16 protein-coding genes are annotated in these 17,575 nt (G+C 44.0%); 10 read left to right on the top strand and 6 right to left on the bottom strand.

The window, feature by feature from the left end:
* Nucleotides 1-7: 7 nt before the first annotated feature.
* From DEO27_RS16320 to DEO27_RS16305, 4 genes are all read left to right on the top strand, one after another.
* A complete protein-coding gene (locus tag DEO27_RS16320; protein WP_112568001.1) occupies nucleotides 8-1,297 on the top strand; it encodes an alpha-L-fucosidase in 1,290 nt (429 codons plus the stop codon).
* Between the two features lie 12 nt (nucleotides 1,298-1,309).
* On the top strand, nucleotides 1,310-2,161 hold the full coding sequence (locus DEO27_RS16315; RefSeq protein WP_112568003.1) for a fumarylacetoacetate hydrolase family protein: 852 nt from the start codon (nucleotides 1,310-1,312) through the stop codon (nucleotides 2,159-2,161).
* Complete coding sequence (locus tag DEO27_RS16310) at nucleotides 2,148-2,978, top strand: amidohydrolase family protein (protein ID WP_112568005.1); 831 nt, start codon at nucleotides 2,148-2,150, stop codon at nucleotides 2,976-2,978. Before DEO27_RS16315 ends, DEO27_RS16310 begins: the two co-directional genes overlap by 14 nt.
* A gap of 403 nt (nucleotides 2,979-3,381) precedes the next feature.
* Nucleotides 3,382-3,588, top strand: a complete 207-nt coding sequence (locus DEO27_RS16305; protein ID WP_090528232.1) for a hypothetical protein — start codon at nucleotides 3,382-3,384, stop codon at nucleotides 3,586-3,588.
* A gap of 88 nt (nucleotides 3,589-3,676) precedes the next feature.
* Here the strand turns inward: DEO27_RS16305 and DEO27_RS16300 are convergent, their stop codons facing one another.
* Nucleotides 3,677-4,174, bottom strand: a complete 498-nt coding sequence (locus DEO27_RS16300) for a DinB family protein (protein WP_112568007.1) — start codon at nucleotides 4,172-4,174, stop codon at nucleotides 3,677-3,679.
* Between the two features lie 648 nt (nucleotides 4,175-4,822).
* On the opposite strand from DEO27_RS16300, the gene DEO27_RS16295 reads away from it, so the two are divergent.
* The 5 genes from DEO27_RS16295 to DEO27_RS16275 all read left to right on the top strand — a co-directional run bounded on the left by DEO27_RS16295 (nucleotide 4,823) and on the right by DEO27_RS16275 (nucleotide 8,694).
* Nucleotides 4,823-5,620: a HipA family kinase gene (locus tag DEO27_RS16295; RefSeq protein WP_112568009.1), complete on the top strand. Its 798-nt coding sequence runs from the start codon at nucleotides 4,823-4,825 to the stop codon at nucleotides 5,618-5,620.
* Nucleotides 5,607-5,981, top strand: a complete 375-nt coding sequence (locus DEO27_RS16290; protein ID WP_112568011.1) for a DUF3037 domain-containing protein — start codon at nucleotides 5,607-5,609, stop codon at nucleotides 5,979-5,981. Before DEO27_RS16295 ends, DEO27_RS16290 begins: the two co-directional genes overlap by 14 nt.
* Before the next feature lie 189 nt (nucleotides 5,982-6,170).
* Nucleotides 6,171-6,665 carry an SMI1/KNR4 family protein gene (locus DEO27_RS16285; RefSeq protein ID WP_112568013.1) on the top strand — a complete coding sequence of 165 codons (495 nt, stop codon included), beginning with the start codon at nucleotides 6,171-6,173 and terminating at the stop codon, nucleotides 6,663-6,665.
* Nucleotides 6,666-6,888: 223 nt separating this feature from the next.
* Nucleotides 6,889-7,734 (top strand): ThuA domain-containing protein, encoded by an 846-nt coding sequence (locus tag DEO27_RS16280; protein ID WP_223817967.1) that lies wholly within the window; start codon nucleotides 6,889-6,891, stop codon nucleotides 7,732-7,734.
* 108 nt (nucleotides 7,735-7,842) lie between these two features.
* The gene (locus tag DEO27_RS16275) at nucleotides 7,843-8,694 is read left to right on the top strand and encodes an alpha/beta hydrolase (protein ID WP_112568015.1); all 852 of its coding nucleotides are present in this window, start codon (nucleotides 7,843-7,845) and stop codon (nucleotides 8,692-8,694) included.
* Here DEO27_RS16275 and DEO27_RS16270 read toward each other — a convergent pair whose 3' ends face one another.
* The 5 genes from DEO27_RS16270 to rhaT all read right to left on the bottom strand — a co-directional run bounded on the left by DEO27_RS16270 (nucleotide 8,695) and on the right by rhaT (nucleotide 15,734).
* Nucleotides 8,695-9,477 (bottom strand): polysaccharide deacetylase family protein, encoded by a 783-nt coding sequence (locus DEO27_RS16270; protein WP_112568017.1) that lies wholly within the window; start codon nucleotides 9,475-9,477, stop codon nucleotides 8,695-8,697.
* Between the two features lie 64 nt (nucleotides 9,478-9,541).
* Nucleotides 9,542-10,927: an FGGY-family carbohydrate kinase gene (locus tag DEO27_RS16265; protein WP_112568019.1), complete on the bottom strand. Its 1,386-nt coding sequence runs from the start codon at nucleotides 10,925-10,927 to the stop codon at nucleotides 9,542-9,544.
* A gap of 4 nt (nucleotides 10,928-10,931) precedes the next feature.
* On the bottom strand, nucleotides 10,932-12,206 hold the full coding sequence (locus DEO27_RS16260) for a TIM barrel protein (protein ID WP_112568021.1): 1,275 nt from the start codon (nucleotides 12,204-12,206) through the stop codon (nucleotides 10,932-10,934).
* Between the two features lie 275 nt (nucleotides 12,207-12,481).
* Nucleotides 12,482-14,602 carry a bifunctional aldolase/short-chain dehydrogenase gene (locus DEO27_RS16255; protein ID WP_112568023.1) on the bottom strand — a complete coding sequence of 707 codons (2,121 nt, stop codon included), beginning with the start codon at nucleotides 14,600-14,602 and terminating at the stop codon, nucleotides 12,482-12,484.
* 52 nt (nucleotides 14,603-14,654) lie between these two features.
* Nucleotides 14,655-15,734, bottom strand: a complete 1,080-nt coding sequence (gene rhaT / locus DEO27_RS16250) for an L-rhamnose/proton symporter RhaT (protein ID WP_112568025.1) — start codon at nucleotides 15,732-15,734, stop codon at nucleotides 14,655-14,657.
* A gap of 260 nt (nucleotides 15,735-15,994) precedes the next feature.
* On the opposite strand from rhaT, the gene DEO27_RS16245 reads away from it, so the two are divergent.
* Nucleotides 15,995-17,488, top strand: a complete 1,494-nt coding sequence (locus DEO27_RS16245) for a gluconokinase (protein WP_112568027.1) — start codon at nucleotides 15,995-15,997, stop codon at nucleotides 17,486-17,488.
* Nucleotides 17,489-17,575 lie beyond the last annotated feature (87 nt).

The following is a 17,575-nucleotide window of genomic DNA, read 5'->3' as shown; positions in this document are numbered from 1 at the left end:
ATTTGATATGATAAAAAAGCTATTATTAATGGGTATGCTGCTTGGCGCGGTACGCGCGGGCGCTCAAACCTACACACCAACTGCCGATAACCTTGCCGCAAGGAAAAACTTCCAGGATATGAAGTTCGGTCTGTTTATTCACTGGGGCATTTACAGTGAGCTTGGCGCAGGTGAGTGGGTAATGAATGAAAAGCATATTCCTTATGATAGCTATAAACGCCTGGCCGATTTTTTTTATCCGCAGGCTTTTAACGCCCATGAATGGGTGATGTTTGCAAAAAAAGCAGGCATGAAGTATATCACCATTACTTCGCGCCATCATGATGGCTTCAGCATGTTCGGTACCAAGGCATCGCCATATAATATTGTTGATGCTACGCCTTACCATAAAGACCCATTGATGGAACTGGCGCAGGAATGTGTTAAGGAGGGGATCGAGCTGCATTTTTATTATTCATTGCTGGATTGGGGACGTAAAGATTACGCTTATGGTAGCCCGATTGCCGATGGTAAACCTGTAAACGGCGATTGGGACAGCTACATCAATTTCATGAAAGCCCAGCTTACCGAATTGATTACCAAATATCCGGGTGTTAAAGGCATATGGTTTGATGGCCATTGGGAGCGTGATGTTAACTGGCATTATGACGAGATCTATGGCTTAATCCATAAGCTGAACCCGGCGATACTGGTAGGCAATAATCACCACCTTGAACCAAAGGAAGGCGAAGATTTTCAGATGTTTGAAAAAGACCTGCCCGGAGCCAACACCACTGGCTTCAGCGGCAAATCAAAGATCGGCGCACTCCCTTTAGAAACCTGCGAAACTATCAACAATAGCTGGGGCTTTAACATTACTGACAGGAGCTTTAAATCATCCAAACGTATTATCCATTACCTGGTGAACGCGGCAGGTTTAAACGCCAACTTTTTATTAAACATTGGCCCTATGCCTAATGGCAAAATTCAGCCTGAGTTTACCGATACGCTGGCTATTGTAGGCGCATGGGTACAAAAAAATGGCGAAGCTATTTACGGCACCCGGGGTAGCGGTATCCCCGCACAGCCCTGGGGAGTTATCACGCAAAAAGATAAAAACCTTTATGTGCATGTGATGACGCCACCACAGCAACCGTATGTTTTCATTCCGCAATTAAAAGGTAAGGTAACTAAAGCCGCCTTACTGGCCGATGGCAGCGCGGTAAAATTTAAACAACAAACCGAGGGCGTGTTTGTATATCTTAACGGTGTTGCAACCGACCCTAACGATACTATTATTAAACTGACAACTAACTAATACAACGATAATATGAAACTTATACGATTTGGCGAGCCAGGTAAAGAGAAACCGGGAATTATACAAAACGATAAAAGATATGATGTATCTGCCTTTGGCGAAGATTACACCGAGCAGTTTTTTGAAACTGATGGACTTAGCCGCCTTGCTGATTTTGTAAAAGATAACCTGTTGCCTGAAGTTGCCGAAGATGTACGCTTAGGAAGCCCTATCGCCCGCCCCTCAAAACTGGTTTGTATTGGTTTGAACTATGCCGATCATGCAAAAGAAACCAATGCACCGCTGCCACCGGAGCCAGTTATCTTCATGAAATCAACTACTGCTATTGTTGGTCCGTTTGATGATATTATGATCCCTAAAAATTCGGTTAAAACCGATTGGGAAGTGGAATTGGCTGTGGTTATCGGTAAAAAAGCCTCATATGTTGAAGAAGCTGAAGCTATGGACTATGTTGCCGGATACGTATTGCATAACGACGTGAGCGAGCGTGAGTTTCAGTTAGAGCGTAATGGTACCTGGGATAAAGGTAAAGGTTGCGACACTTTTGCGCCGCTTGGTCCGTTTTTGGCTACGCCTGATGAAATTGCCGACCCGCATAACCTGCGTCTTTGGTTAACTGTAAACGGCGAAACCATGCAGGACGGTACTACATCAAACTTTATATTTAACCTGCCGCACCTGATCTCATATACCAGCCAGTTCATGACCTTGTTACCAGGCGACATTATCTCTACTGGTACACCTGCAGGTGTTGGTTTAGGTATGAAGCCGCCAATTTATTTAAAAGCGGGCGACGTGGTTGAATTAGGTATTGAAGGCCTTGGCCAATCAAAACAAAATGTAATAGCGTATGCTAAAAATTGATGCACATCAGCATTTCTGGCAATACAACCCGGTAAGGGATAGCTGGATTACTGAAGATATGCAGGTAATAGGTCGGGATTTTTATCCGGAAGACCTTTTACCTGTATTGCAAAAACACGGCATGGATGGCTGTGTAGCAGTTCAGGCCGATCAGTCGGAAAAAGAAACCGAATTTTTGCTTGACCTGGCTTCTGTCAATCCTTTTATCAAAGGGGTAGTAGGCTGGGTTGATTTGAAGGCTGATGACCTGGATGAAAGGTTGCATCATTTTAAAAAGTATGAAAAGCTTAAAGGTTTCAGGCACATCTTACAGTCGGAACCCGATGAGCAATACATGCTTGCCCCTGCATTTAAAAAAGGGATTGCTGCTTTGAGCAAATACGAGTACACTTATGATATCCTGATCTTCCCCAACCACTTGCCTTATGCCGCACAGTTGGTAGCCGAATTTCCGGATCAAAAATTTGTGCTCGACCACATGGCCAAACCGTACATCAAAGCCGGTAAAATTGACGGCTGGAAACAGGATATCGAAAAGCTGGCAAGCTATCCAAATGTGTTTTGCAAAGTATCCGCCCTGCTTACCGAAGCCGATTGGCACAATACTCCGGCTGCTGATTTTATTCCATATATCAATATAGTTTTCAATGCTTTCGGTATCAACAGGGTAATGTTTGGATCTGATTGGCCGGTATGTTTACTGGCTGGCGGCTATGAAAAAACTATGGAGGTGATGAACCTTTATGCAGAAAGCCTGTCTGCTACTGAACGGGAGTTGTTTTTTGGCGGAAACGCGATAGCGTTTTACGGGTTATAAAGAACAGTCGATCTGTGGGGACACGGATCGGAGAAATAAAATTGCTTGATCCACCCCGCGTCCGTGTCCTCACGGACGCTTCTCAAACCATCAAATTTCGTACTTTCACGATACTTCGCTACTGTACTAAAATCACGAAACTGTACTGTATATTATTTATTTCAAAACGATAGGCGCTATTATCAATATGATAGTGCAGCGATTAGTTCATTTCGTTATAAATCAATTAAATATCAACTTAAGTGTAATATTAAGGTAACATACAACGTCAGATATAAGTATGGCACACATTTAGCTATACATACAAATGATTGATACAAAATATCACTAAAAAGGTGAACCATTTGGCCCCCAATAACGTTATATAGGTACCAATCAGACTTAAATTTTTATGTTAGACGTTATGTACACAACCCTGTTACAAGTTGTAGTCCTGCTTGCGGTTTTCATTTTGCCGATGTTCATTTTTGGCAAAAGGATCAGGAACAAAAAAGTAAAGACCGTTAATTACAAAATAGATACCGATACCTCAGAGGCCCGATATGCTATTAACGAAAATGGCTTCCTGGAAGAAATTAATACAGGCAAGCTCTCAAAGCACCGTAGTTGAGTGCAAAAAGAAATAAAAAAGCAAAGCTTGCTTTTGCCCGCTTTGCTTTTTTATTAACTATTAACTGATCTTATTTTTCCTCGTCTTTTTAAAAGCCCTGCTCATCCGCGCTCGGGCCATAACTTCCCGGAATAGGAATATCCAGCAAACGCAAATAAACGCCCAACTGTGCCCTGTGGTGCACTATCTGGCAATACGTCATTCTGATTACGTCGGCTTTCGAACGTTGATTCAGAATTTGTTCTCCGTTGCGCAATGTCCAAATCTTATCAAAAGTGCTGACATCGGCCTTTTGCAGGTTTGAGTAGCCATCGGCCAATGAATCTTCGAATAGTTTCATTAATTCGGCTGTGCCGCTTACTTTTTTTGGTTCATAGGGTACGGTAGCAAAGTCAAGTCCATCGGTATGTAGGGTCAGGCTTACCCAGGTAGGTAATTCAGCAATGTGGGTAGATAGTTGTTCAATGGTCATGCTTTTTGGGTGCGGTTTCCATTGGTATTTATCGTCGGGGATGCGGCTCAGCATTTTTTCGGTGGTTTGAGCTTCCTGTTCCATCTCCTGCAATAATGATTTTAAAGTGTCCATAAGTGTTGTGTTTTTGTTTTCTGATGTAAAGTAACGGCAGGCTAATGACAGCCCTATGTCAGCAGGTATCACTGAATTTTTTGATTTCGCTGATTTTTTTTCTGAACCATGATTTTGGGGATTTAAGGATTGACAGGATAGTTGTTTTAGAATCTTATTATTGTAATGAGATATTGTTTCTCCGTCAGCAGATAAGTTTCGGATGAAAGCGGGTAAAACAGTGGTGGGTAGTGTAGTGGCAGGGGCATAGCAAATATTTGCAGAAGGGTTGGGCACGAGCGAACGAAGTGGAGCAACTGTTTGCAGCCCGTGGTTTTATCCGCTTTGCCGGGCAAAGGCCAGCGGTGGGCAGTGGGCGGACTTGTGCGGCAAAGAAACCTCTCTGCTGACTTGATTTATTCGTTAAGTATTCTGTTTTAATAGGTACTCATGAGCTCGTTTCACTCGGTTTTTGGTTACTTTTGTATCAAGACAAAAGTAACAGCCACCGCGGCAATTGAGCGGCGAATGATTGTTGGTTGAAACCTAAGCTCAATTAAAGAATAATTAGGGCGTAGGCCGGGCTTTCCGCTCATACGCCTGCAGGCATTACGCTCGGGCCGGTATCCGCTGCAATCCCTAACGCTGGCTTTTGCTTAACTAAAAACTATGAATTACACACCACCACAGCTCCGCACCATTAACGTGATCCGTTACGTAACGCCGTTGCGCGAGGGCGGGTCATTGCCGGCCATTGCCGAAGCTGATGACGAATTTTTATATGTACTAAAGTTCCGCGGAGCGGGGCAGGGCGTAAAAGCCCTCATTGCCGAATTAATTGGCGGCGAAATAGCACGACTGTTAGGTTTTAAAGTGCCTGAATTAGTTTTCGCCAACCTGGATGAAGCTTTCGGTCGTTCGGAGGCTGATGAAGAGATCCAGGACCTGCTGAAATTTAGTGTAGGGCTTAACCTCGCGCTGCATTATCTGTCAGGCGCAATTACATTTGATCCTGCTGTTACCGTGGTTGAATCTAAACTGGCGTCGCAAATAGTTTGGTTTGATTGCTTGCTTACCAATGTTGACCGTACCGCGCGCAATACCAATATGCTGATATGGCATAAAGAGCTATGGATGATTGATAACGGTGCCGCACTGTATTTCCATCACTCCTGGAACAACTGGCAGGAAATGGCTATCCGTCCGTTTTTGCAGGTGAAAGATCATGTGCTATTGGCCCGTGCTAATCAGTTAGATACTGTTGACGCCGAATTTAAAGCGATATTAACGCCCGAAAAGATCCGTGATATAGTAGCGCTGATTCCTGACGAATGGATCACCTATAGGGATTTTGAAGAAACGCCTGACGAAGTACGGAATATCTACGCCGAGTTTTTAATAACCCGGCTGGCCGCTTCAGAAGTATTTGTTAACGCCGCAAAACAAGCCCTATATGCAGGTATTTGAGTACGCAGTTATCCGCGTTGTACCGAGGGTGGAGCGCGAAGAGTTTATCAATATCGGGGTGATATTGTTTTGTCCAAAACAAAAGTTTTTAAAAGTACTATTCAAACCTGACGATGAACGGCTGGCTGCTTTTTGTGGTGACCTGGACCTGGATTGCCTCAAGGAAAATATCAATTCCCTCGAACGGATTTGTAATGGCGAGAAGGATGCAGGCCCTATAGCGCAGTTGGATCAGCCATCGCGCTTTCGCTGGCTTACGGCAACACGTAGCACAGTGGTACAGGCATCAAAAGTGCACCCTGGCATGACTACCGATGCCGAGGCTACCTTGAACAGGTTGTTTGAGCAGATGGTGTTATAAGGTACGTGTTGCCCGTGGGGACACGGGCAAGGGGAAAAGGCAAAAAAAACTCGCGCTCGTTTTGTAACGAGTGCGTAACTGGGTTTACGTTTGTAACGCAACGAGCGATGCAATGGCCAAACCATATTAAGCGCTTGTTGCAAACGAGCGCAAGAAGAGGAATTAACAACAGTCTATATTGAAAATAATATGATTGAAAAACTTAAGTTAATTGGAGGAGTTGAAAAGAATCTCTTTTGTGCCGATGATGAGCAACAGATACAGAACGCCTTTCTAAATATAGAAGCAATATTTAATTCACATTTGCCTCAATCTTACAAAGACTTTTATATAAATATAGGTGCTTTTTCCTTTTTAGAACTTGTTTGTGCAAAATGTATTGACGTAAATCCCGTTATGCTAAAGGGAAATAAAATAAGCGTTGGCGATTTTTATTGTATTACCGGAAATGATGGATCGTCAATAACTGAAGTTCTTTCAACTTTTGAAGAACAATTGCCCGTTGGCCTATTACCAATCTGCGATGGCGAATTAGGAGATATCATATGTATGAGCCTTCGAGAGGCTGACTACGAATATGTTTATTATTTCCATCACGAAAGTCCGCTTGGTAATGACTTATTTCTAATTGCAACAAACTTTGTAGCTTTTGTAATGAAATTGGAAATTTATGAAGAAGGTTAGCATCTCAAGAAGCATTGATTAATAGTCCGCACATCCGCAACTGTTCTCGTTAATCCCTTAGTTGGGATACAATCGCAAAACCATATTAAGCACTCGTTGTAAACGAGCGTAAGAACACCAACATCATTATTCCCCCTACATCACCTCTCACTATATCGTTTTCTTAACATCATAAAATCAAATCCCTTAGTTTTATAATCACAATTATAAACACACGATTATTATGATCAACCGGACTATGATTAACAGGATGATGCTGTTTGCAGCTCTCATCGTTATGGCTGTTTTTACTGCGGTAAATGTTAATGCCCAAAGCAAGAAGAAATTTAAAGTAATAGCCTTTTATACCGGCCGGAATGATCTGGCGCATATCAGCTTTATGCATGAGGCTAACCGCTGGTTCCCTGAAATGGCGAAGAAGTATAATTTCACTTACGATAGCACCAATAACTGGGCTAATATGAACCCCGAATTTCTGGCCAAATACCAGGTGGTGATATTTTTAGATACCCGTGCCGATAATCCTGAGCAACGTGCGGCTTTTGAGCAATATATGAAAAAGGGTGGCGCCTGGATGGGTTTTCACTTCTCGGCCTTTGCGCTTACGCCTTCGGATTTTCCGCAAAATTGGGACTGGTATCACAACGAATTTTTAGGCTCCGGGCAATATGTAAGCAATACCTGGCACCCAACCCCGGCCATATTAAGGGTTGAAGATCCTAAACATCCTGTTACCAAAGGTTTGCCTAAGACATTTAAAACAAATCCTAATGAATGGTACCGCTGGGAACACGATCTGCGCAAGAACCCGGATATAGACATCTTGTTATCGGTTGATTCAACAAGTTTTCCTTTAGGCACAGGCCCAAAGCAATACGAGATCTGGCATAGCGGCTATTACCCTGTAGCCTGGACAAACAAAAAATACAAAATGGTTTACTTTAATATTGGTCATAATGCTATGGACTATGATGGTGGTACCAATAAAGAACTATCGCAAACCTTTGCCAATGATGATGTAGATAAGCTGATCATCAATTCGCTGCTTTGGCTGGGGCGAGGGAAGTAGTTCATCAACTCATTTACAGGATTTCGTCGGGAAAATGTAAACAAAATACCTTTCGGTATATTTTGAAGGGTAATTGTTTACTTTGCAGACAAAATCCTGTATCTATTTATGAAAAAGTTTAAGACGGTATTTAATCAGGTAAAATCCCTTAACGGAGCCGAAGCGCCAGATATGGCAAACCTGTTGTGGCAGCTTATCTGTTACTCGCCTAAAATGCCGGTACGCCTGCAGCAGCAACATTTGCTTGACGAAGCTAAACCTTTTACGCTTGAAGTTGATGATCCTCATTTTGCAAAATCAGTGTTAAAGTTCAATGGTTTTGTCTGGGGCGAAAGCAGCCGAAAGATTATGATCACACATGGTTGGGGTTCAAAAGCTGCCGATTTTGCCGAGCTTATTACCGCTTTAAAAAATATTACAGATACACAGGTCATCGCTTTCGACGCGCCGGGTAATGGCAGTTCGGAAGGGGAACTGTCAAATCTGTTACTCTTCGCCAAAGCAGCGGAAGCTGTGATCAATACTTTTGGTGCGCCGGATATAATTATCGGTCATTCGTTAGGTGCCATGGCCAATGCCATCGCTGTAAAGGAAACCGCTATCAAGCCCGCTCTGCTCATCAGCATCGCGCCGCTTATAAACCTTAAAGAAAACTTTGTTGCAAGCCTCAATGCAGCCGATGTTGCGCCGGCGATTCAGGATAAGTTTTTTGCCGATTTTGAACACCTTTTTGCTATGGAGGCATCAGGTTTTACAATGGATAGATTATACCCTTCAGGTGCTATTAAACGGCACTGGCTTGCCTATGATGAGGATGATAAAACTGCACCGTACAAGTTTTTGAAAGATTTCCTTGCCGTATATCCATCTATCCAGACTAAAGCCTACGATGGACGTGGCCATGAGCGAATTATCAAAGATGAGGCGGTGATAGCTGATATTGTTAATTTGATAGCCTGATTATTTAGTGGCCATTACCTCATCCATCGCTTTCATAAACGTTGTTACTTCAATCTCGTTTCGGTGGGCTGCGAGGTAGGTCAATAACTTTCTGTGGGCATCAGCAGGGGTGATCAGGTAGTCGCCGCCTACGCCGTGAAACATGAAAATGCCCAGGCCCCCGCTTTGCTGTACTTTTTTAACAAAATCTATCAGAGCATCTCCTGTCACCGGGTTACCCGTTACACCCCATGAAGGTACTTTTAACGGATCGAGGTTTTTAAAGTCGGTGATCACGGCATCTGGGCCACCGCCAATACGGGCATATTTTGCCAGCCCGGCTTTGCGTAATGTGTCAACATAGTTTATACCGCCAACCTCAACTTCGGTGCATGGATAAGCGTAAGTACGCCCACTTGTTTTGCCATCAAGGGCAAAAAGCAGGGTATTCATCTCGTTTATTTCGCGAAGCATCATGTATGGTGTATAAATGGCCGAGTTATTTGCGGGGTTGGCCTTTACGTTGGTAAGCAGACAAGGATGATATAAAGTGTGATTAGCCAACTCGTAACCTTTTTTACCAACCTCGCGCCAGCGGGGTAAAGTAGCTTCGGTCATGTTGCCCATTAAAAAGAATGTGGCAGTGAGATGTGCCGAATCTAACTGGGGAATAGCGATGTTTAACTGCGAATTGATGCCATCATCATAAGTAAGTACAATAATCGCTTTTTTGCGTTTAGTTTGTTGCGCGTTGGCAACAAATACAAAGTTGAGCAATAACAGAAACAGCGCTAATTTTTTCATGAGGGGGGCCTTTGATTGGTTGCCCTAAAATAAAAAAATCCGGCTGATAACCGGATTTTTAAGTTTAATATACTTCGCTCTGCACTCCCGAGTAGTATTTCAATTCGATCAGGTCATGCGGCAGTGTTTTCGTGTTCCATGCATGATGAATAGCAAGGGCGGTACCAACAGCCGTTGCCTGCGCCATTGACGCGGCATAAACTTCCAAATGAGGGAATGCCAGCGCCAGTAAGTGCATAAATACACTGTTTTTGCTAAAACCGCCATCAACAAAAATGCGTTTTATCTTACAGCCATTTAAAACATAATTGGTTGATATGGTTTGCTGGGCAACAATATCAATCATGAGTTGATGATAGGCTTCAAGATCATCGGCAAAGCTGTTTAAATCACGCAGCTCAAATACCGATTTCTGTAATCCCTCATTTTCGTCGGCCTGTAATGTTGGCTGATTATTTAGCCGTACTGCAATAGCCGGATCATAATTTATGGTACGGTACCTGATCTCGTCCTGGTTAAAATGAGCGGCTATCCGTTTTACCTGTTGCTCATACTCGTAGCCGGTAAACAAGCGCGATGCCTTTACCGGACTGCCTTTGTATTGCAGGTAGTTGAGGCAATCATGTTTCAACTCATCGGGGGTAAGCGGCGTTTGGTTGAATGGATTTAAGCTGATAGACCATGTGCCGGTAGAGATCAGCACAAAAGGCATATTAAAACTCACGAGGTAGGGGATCAACGCAGCCGAACTATCATGCAACCCGATGCCAACCTTATAAGTACTGCCCGGAAATTCGGCAGACAAGACACTATCGGCAGGGTGAAGGGGTGCCATTTTAGGCAGGATTTCTTCATCGCTTAACCAGTTGTGATAGGTGTTTTTACTAAAATCCCAGAGCGCAGTGTGGCAGCCGATGCTGGTTAAATCGCTTACCATTTGCCCGCTGATGAGATAGCTCATGTATTGCGGCAAATGGAGGGCATACTTCACCCGTTTAAATACTTCGGGTTGCTCATATTTAAGCCTGTATAACTGTAACCCCGAATTAAGGTTGCCCAGAACGGGCGAAGCAGTTTCGAGCGCAAACCTGGCTTCATCGCCATAGTTTTCATAAAACTGCTTGCCCAGTTCCGGCGGATATAGCTTTAGGTAATTATACAGTGGTGTTAGCGGCTTCCCATACTCATCAACATAAACAAAGCTGGCTCCATATGTTGAAAAGTTAACCGCTTTAAGATCAAATTCCTTATGCTTAAAAATTTCGCGCAATGAGTCAAACACCGATAGCCTGAGGCTGTCGAGGTTTTCACATGCGTCGCCATCCTCGTCGTGGGTTTCCAGGAAGCGGGCCGTACGTTCAAAAACTATCTTGTAGTTCTGATCGAACAGGAACAGCTTCTTGTTGGTTTTACCCACATCAAAAACGGCAATAACGGGTATTGGCTCCATAGGCTTACAATCCGGTTGATACTGCTTTAGCTCCTCTTTCGTTAATCAGTTGCTGCCTGATGGTTTGCTGTCTGTAAACAGCCAGCGGGTTTAACGCGCCGCCTGCCCTTAAACGGGCCTCGGCCAATAGCGAACGAACATCGGTGCGATAAGCCTGTTGTAATATTTCCTGGGCCAGCACTACATCATTATCTTGTTGTGCCTGTACCAAGGCAGGAGTATCAACTAAAAGGGCTTGTGCATAAGCTATCTTAATAGCCTCAACAGATTGCAGCAGATCTTCAATCGGATCTTTAATGTTGTGTGATGCATCGATCATCCAGCCTATAGAGGTAGCGTGTGTCATGCCTCGGGCGTCCATGCCTTCAACCAGTTCGTTAAAGATCAGGAACAACTGGTATGGGTTGATGCTGCCAACGGTAAGGTCATCATCGCCATATTTTGAATCGTTAAAGTGGAAACCTGCAAGCTTTCCTTCCATCAACAGCAATGAAACTATCTGCTCAATATTCGCGCCCTGTAAGTGGTGCCCCAAGTCAACCAGGGTTTGTGCTTTTTGGCCCAATTTAGACGACAATAAGTATGATTGCCCCCAATCACCTATAGTGGTTGAGTAGAAGTTTGGCTCGTAAGGTTTGTACTCAACCCAAACTTTCCAGTCATCGGGCAGGGCATCATAAATTTCCTGTAAGCTTTCCAAAGTACGTTCAAAAGCGCCACGCATATTCAGCTGACCGGGGAAATTGGATCCGTCCGACAGCCAAACCGATAATGCTTTGGAGTCAAGCTCAACGCCGTATTTAATTACCTCGATATTGTGGGCTACAGCCTGTTTGCGTACCGCTTTGTCCACATGGTGAAGCGAGCCAAATTTGTAGCTAAATTCCTGATCCGGTTGATCCTGAAATGTATTGGAGTTAACCGCGTCAAAATGCAAACCCAATTGAGCTGCATGCGCTTTGATAGCCGAAGCGTTAGATGGGATATCCCATGGAATATGCAATGATATGGAGTTACTGCTGCGGTTAAGTGCATGGATTAAACCTACGTCTTCTATCTTTTCTTCCAGGCTGCGGGGCTCACCACCACCCGAAAACCTGCCGAAACGTGTGCCACCCGTACCTAAAGCCCAGCTTGGTATAGCGATATTAAAATCGATCAGTTTTTGCAGGATAGTATCCAGGTTTTTCACATCACCGGCAACAAAATCAAACTTGCGCTGATGATCTTTCAACTGTTGATGATTGGCTTCATCAATTTTATATTTTTCTAACTGCATAATTGGTATTGGTTATTAGTTATATGAGCAGGTTTGAGCGTCCATGCTTGAACTTGCTAAATTTATAAATATGTCATTGCGAGGAACGAAGCAATCGCATGCTATACAGAGTGGCTACGCATGGTGGCCACGCTTCCGTGCGATTGCCACGCTATCGCTCGCAATGACATGGTTTTATTTTCTTTAAAGCTAAACGATTAACCAGACTTACGAAGTTTTTAAAACTTCGTAAGTCTTTAAGCTAAGACCATGAACCATGATCTATTAACCATGATCTATCTTACAAAGGCCATGGCCACGCCACCATCAACATTCAACACGTTGCCGGTTGATTTGTTGAGCAAGCCGCCGGTAAAGGCGAAACAAGCGTTAGCAATATCGGCGGGTAAAATTACCTCGTTTAATAAAGTACGTTTAGCGTAGTAAGCAGGTAGCTCTTCAACAGTAACGCCATAAGCTTTAGCACGACCTTCGGCCCATCCGCCGGCCCAAATATTGCTGTCGCTGATTACGGCATCCGGGTTAACCACGTTCACACGGATCTTATCGGTACCAAGCTCAGCAGCGTTCAACCTGCTCAGATGTAACTGGGCTGATTTTGCCGAACCATAGCCAGCATTGTTCGGTCCGCTGACCAAAGCGTTTTTACTTACAATGTTAATGATATCACCGCCAATGTCTTGTTTTTTCATCACAGCTACAGCAGCCTGGGTAATGAAGAACTGACCTTTCACTAATACATCATACAACAGGTCCCAATCTTTTTCGGTATGATCGGCAATTGATTTAGAGATAGATAAACCGGCATTGTTTACCACAATATCAACCCCGCCAAAAGCTAAAGCAGCAATTTCAAGGGCTTCGTTGATCTGATCGGCTTTGGTAACATCAAGTATGGCAGTAGTGTATGAATCTTTGCCATATTGTTTTTTGAACTCTTCGCCCGCACCATCCAAACGCTCGGCGTTCATGTCATTTAAAATAACAACCGCGCCCTCGTCGACAAATTTTTTGGCGATAGCTTTACCAATGCCGCCTGCGCTGCCGGTAATCAGGGCGATTTTACCCGATAGGGCTTTGGGCTTAGGCATACGCTGTAATTTGGCTTCTTCCAATAACCAATATTCGATATCAAAAGCTTCCTGGCGTGGGAGAGAGGTGTATTCAGAAATTGCCTCAGCACCTTTCATTACGTTGATGGCGTTAGTATAAAACTCGGCGGCAACACGGGCTGTTTGTTTGTCTTTCGAGAAAGAGAACAAACCTACACCCGGATACAGGATAATTACCGGGTTGGTATCCCTGATAGCTGGGCTGTTATCATGTTTGCAGGTATTGTAATAATCGGTATACATTTGGCGGTAGGCCTCAAATGCCGGGGCTAAACGTGCTTTTAAAGCAGTAACATCGCTCAGGTCTTCACCCGGTGCAAGGTCAAGTACCAGCGGACTGATCTTGGTACGCAGGAAGTGATCCGGACAACTGGTACCCAGCGGTGCTAAGCGATCAAGATCATTTGAATTGATAAACTCCAATACGCGGGCATCATCCGTAAAGTGACCTACCATGTGCCTGTAGCTTGAGCAAAAGCCGCGTAATACTGGTGCAAGGGCCGCAGCTTGTTTTTTACGGGCAGATTCGTCAAGGCTTTCAACTTTTTGTCCGCCAAAAACAGGGGCTTTTTTGCCGTAGTTTTCTTCAAGATATTCTGCACAACGCTCAATAACCTCAAGGGTATTCATGTAGCTTTCGTAAGCGGTATCGCCCCAGGTAAATAAACCGTGCGAGCCCAGCATAATGCCACGGATACCCGGATTTTCATCCAAACATTGTTTTAATTGCAGGCCAAGTTCAAAGCCGGGTTTTTTCCATTCAACCCAACCGATTGTACCGTTAAAAAGCTCTTGAGTTATCTTTTTACCATCTTTTGCTGCCGCGATTGCAATGGCTGCATCCGGGTGCAGGTGATCGATATGTTTAAATGGCAGGAAGCCGTGTAACGGCGTATCAATTGATGGCGCTTTTGAGTTGAGATCGTAAATGCAGTGATTGAACAGTTCAACCATCTCATCTTCAAATTCAACCCCGCGATAGATATTTTTCAGGCTGCGTAAACGATCAACATAAAGGGCCGCGAGACCGCTTTTTTTCAGCGTACCAATATCACCGCCCGATCCTTTAATCCACATCACTTCAACCTCATTACCGGTAAGCGGGTCTTTGCTCATCAGTTTGCATGAGGTATTCCCACCACCATAGTTGGTAAGGCGCAAATCGGCACCCAAAAGGTTTGAACGGTATATAAGCAGGGCAACTTCATCGCCTTCCAGTTCGGCGGCTGTAGCATCATCCCAAAGGTAGCTTACATGCTTAAATTGTGTTGTTTTGACAGACATATGTTTAATTACTGAATTGTTGAGTTAATGAATTATTGATTTATTTTGATTGTTATTTAATTGAATTTCCGTAGCCTACAACCAGCACCGATAGTACAATGACTGCTATACCCGCTATTACAGTTGCGAAGGCTTTTTTACTTACACCTTTCCATTCTTTAAGAACAAGCCCCCAGGTATTGGCTATCAGGATAATGAATGCCATGTGCAAGATCCACGAGCTTGCGCCGTTACCCATTTTGCTTTCGCCCATGCCGTAAAAAAAGAATTGTAAAAACCAGGTAGTACCGGCTAATGCCGCAAACAGATAGTTTTTAAGCAATGGTGTTTTTTTATCGGTATAATTATCAAACGTTTTGTTGCGGGTGTTTAGCACCATGCACCATATAAAGTTAGTGGTAAGGCCGCCCCAAAGAATAATAATATAGGTCACATTATTGGCATAGAGAAAATTACCTTGCCCCGGATGCCCAGCCTGCCACGCATGGTTAGCTGTATCGGCCATGGTTTTACCGGCTTCGATACCAAAATTGAAACAGGCGCTAAGTATACCTGATATTATTGCTACCACAATACCCAAACCAAATCGGTAATCTTTGTTTTCCTGCGCTATAGTTTTATCGGCTGATAGTTCTTTCTCTTTCATTGTGCCGGCTTTACCACATATAATGATTCCCACTACGCAAAGTAAAATGCCCAGTAAAACCATCTGCCCCCATTGGGTATGCAGCATTAGGGTAAAAGTGTCTTTCCCTTCTTTCGGGAAAAAATCGTAATACACCGATGGGATTATCGACCCAAAAACTGAGCATAAACCCAGGATAATGGTGCTCCCTAATGACACTCCTAAATAGCGTACGCCAAGTCCGTATGTTAAGCCACCAACACCCCATAACAATCCCATAAGGTATGTCCAACCGAGGGTTGCCGTATCGGTATGGCTTATAATATCCGCGAAACCCGGTATAGTTAGCCATGCCGCCAGCGGTGGTACAATAAGCCATGAAAAAATGCCACCTACTATCCAGTAGCTTTCCCAGGCCCAGCCTTTTATTTTTTTGTAGGGGATGTAAAAGCTCCCCGAAGCAAAGCCACCGATAAAATGAAAGATGACCCCTAAAATTACTTGCATATTCTCTAATTGGTTTATATTGGTAAGGCTAATGTAGATAATAAATATACCCGAACTGTCCCCTGCTGTCGGTTTTGACCGTTGATTTTGTCTGAACCGGGATTGTCTGAACCGGAATTAACGAATGAAATGAATTTATCGAATTTTTTAATTTCTGGTGATTCTATAAATTCGTTTAATTCGAGTTCAGACATAATTCAGACAATTCTGATTCAGACAATCCCGGTTCTGTTTATTATTTTGGCGTAAAATACATCACCATGCAAGCATATATTTTAGGGATTGATATTGGCACGGGCAGTACTAAGGCCGTAGCTATTAGTTTAATGGGCGAACCATTGGGTACGGTATCCAATCATTATCCTATAAACAGTCCTGAACCTAGTTACAGCGAGCAGGATCCACTGTTGATCTGGGATGCTTTTGTAAAATGCCTTGCTGGTATTACCGCCAAATTAGGAGCGGCTCCACGGGCTGTAAGTTTGAGCAGCGCCATGCACAGTATTATTCCTGTTAATGAGCATGGCGAAGCACTACTACCTATGATAACCTGGGCCGATGCCCGGAGCGAGAACATAGCGCAGGCTTTGAGGAAAACTGAGCAAGGCGCATCATTATATCATAACTGTGGTACAGCTATTCATGCTATGTCGCCTTTAAATAAGTTGCTGTGGCTGCGTGCTAACCGGGTCGATGTTTTTGAAGCGGCGCACAAATTTATTTCGATAAAAGAGTTTATCTGGTTCAGGCTTTTTGGTGTTTTTGAGGTGGATTACTCCATAGCTTCAGCAACAGGTTTGTTTGATATTGTAAAAAAAGAGTGGAACGAGGAGGCTATGAGGGTAACGGGCATTACAACCGCAAAGTTATCTATCCCGGTTAATACTACTTATTATCGTAAGGATGTTAAGCCCGAAGTTGTTTCATTGACCGGTATCAATGCTGATACGCCATTCGTGATCGGCGCGAGCGATGGTGCATGTGCTAACCTGGGCAGCCATACAAATAGCCCCGGTGTGGCCGCGCTTACCATTGGCACCAGTGGCGCGGTACGGGTTACCAACCCAAAGCCGGTTTACAATTACGAAGCCATGATTTTTAACTATCTGCTGGACGAACAAACTTATGTTTGTGGCGGTGCCGTAAATAACGGCGGGATAGCGGTAAATTGGTTGCTGAAAAACTTTTTGCAGAAGGAAAACCTTACTGCTACCGATTACGATGCTTTGTTTGCTGAGATCGCATCCGTACCGGCAGGTAGTAACGGACTGATATTTTTACCTTACCTGTACGGCGAACGTGCCCCGCTTTGGGACACCAAAACCAGCGGTACTTTCTTTAATATCAAACCGGCACACACCCGTTCGCACTTTTTACGCGCAGGATTGGAGGGCATCTGTTTTGCGCTGAACGATGTACTTAAAACACTGGAAGATGCCTCGGGTGAAATTACTCAGGTAAATATCAGCGGCGGTTTTACCAGTTCGGCGGTGTGGACGCGGATTTTGGCTGATATCACAGGTAAAAAGCTGGCTGTACTCCAGTCTGAAGATTCATCGGCATTGGGCGCAATTTACCTCGCAGCACGCGTATTATATCCTGAAAGTTATGCAACGCTCACCCGGGTGGAGCAGCAGGAATTTATTGAACCTAATATTGATAACCACACGCTTTACAGCAAAATGTTCCCGGTATTCAAAAAACTATACGGTGATTTAAAGGACAGTATGCATCTGGTAAATGGATGGGAGTGAAATTCAAAATTTCGTCATGCCGAATTTATTTCGGCACCTCACTCGCTAAGCCGATTTGCAAGGAGTAAACCTGGCTTGTGGGATCCT

The sequence above is a fragment of the Mucilaginibacter rubeus genome, from assembly GCF_003286415.2.
Classification (GTDB): Bacteria; Bacteroidota; Bacteroidia; order Sphingobacteriales; family Sphingobacteriaceae; genus Mucilaginibacter; species Mucilaginibacter rubeus_A.
Note: the sequence above shows the minus strand (reverse complement) of the source record. Positions and strands in the feature narration are given on the sequence as shown.

What these genes read in the sequence shown, in the direction of transcription:
- DEO27_RS16315 (WP_112568003.1), top strand. Translation starts at nt 1,310, where the DNA reads ATGAAACTTATACGATTTGGCGAGCCAGGTAAAGAGAAACCGGGAATT.
- DEO27_RS16255 (WP_112568023.1), bottom strand. Translation starts at nt 14,602, where the DNA reads ATGTCTGTCAAAACAACACAATTTAAGCATGTAAGCTACCTTTGGGAT.
- DEO27_RS16270 (WP_112568017.1), bottom strand. Translation starts at nt 9,477, where the DNA reads ATGAAAAAATTAGCGCTGTTTCTGTTATTGCTCAACTTTGTATTTGTT.
- DEO27_RS16300 (WP_112568007.1), bottom strand. Translation starts at nt 4,174, where the DNA reads ATGGACACTTTAAAATCATTATTGCAGGAGATGGAACAGGAAGCTCAA.
- DEO27_RS16305 (WP_090528232.1), top strand. Translation starts at nt 3,382, where the DNA reads ATGTACACAACCCTGTTACAAGTTGTAGTCCTGCTTGCGGTTTTCATT.
- DEO27_RS16295 (WP_112568009.1), top strand. Translation starts at nt 4,823, where the DNA reads ATGAATTACACACCACCACAGCTCCGCACCATTAACGTGATCCGTTAC.
- DEO27_RS16320 (WP_112568001.1), top strand. Translation starts at nt 8, where the DNA reads ATGATAAAAAAGCTATTATTAATGGGTATGCTGCTTGGCGCGGTACGC.
- DEO27_RS16280 (WP_223817967.1), top strand. Translation starts at nt 6,889, where the DNA reads ATGATCAACCGGACTATGATTAACAGGATGATGCTGTTTGCAGCTCTC.
- DEO27_RS16245 (WP_112568027.1), top strand. Translation starts at nt 15,995, where the DNA reads ATGCAAGCATATATTTTAGGGATTGATATTGGCACGGGCAGTACTAAG.
- DEO27_RS16290 (WP_112568011.1), top strand. Translation starts at nt 5,607, where the DNA reads ATGCAGGTATTTGAGTACGCAGTTATCCGCGTTGTACCGAGGGTGGAG.
- DEO27_RS16265 (WP_112568019.1), bottom strand. Translation starts at nt 10,927, where the DNA reads ATGGAGCCAATACCCGTTATTGCCGTTTTTGATGTGGGTAAAACCAAC.
- DEO27_RS16285 (WP_112568013.1), top strand. Translation starts at nt 6,171, where the DNA reads ATGATTGAAAAACTTAAGTTAATTGGAGGAGTTGAAAAGAATCTCTTT.
- rhaT (WP_112568025.1), bottom strand. Translation starts at nt 15,734, where the DNA reads ATGCAAGTAATTTTAGGGGTCATCTTTCATTTTATCGGTGGCTTTGCT.
- DEO27_RS16310 (WP_112568005.1), top strand. Translation starts at nt 2,148, where the DNA reads ATGCTAAAAATTGATGCACATCAGCATTTCTGGCAATACAACCCGGTA.
- DEO27_RS16260 (WP_112568021.1), bottom strand. Translation starts at nt 12,206, where the DNA reads ATGCAGTTAGAAAAATATAAAATTGATGAAGCCAATCATCAACAGTTG.
- DEO27_RS16275 (WP_112568015.1), top strand. Translation starts at nt 7,843, where the DNA reads ATGAAAAAGTTTAAGACGGTATTTAATCAGGTAAAATCCCTTAACGGA.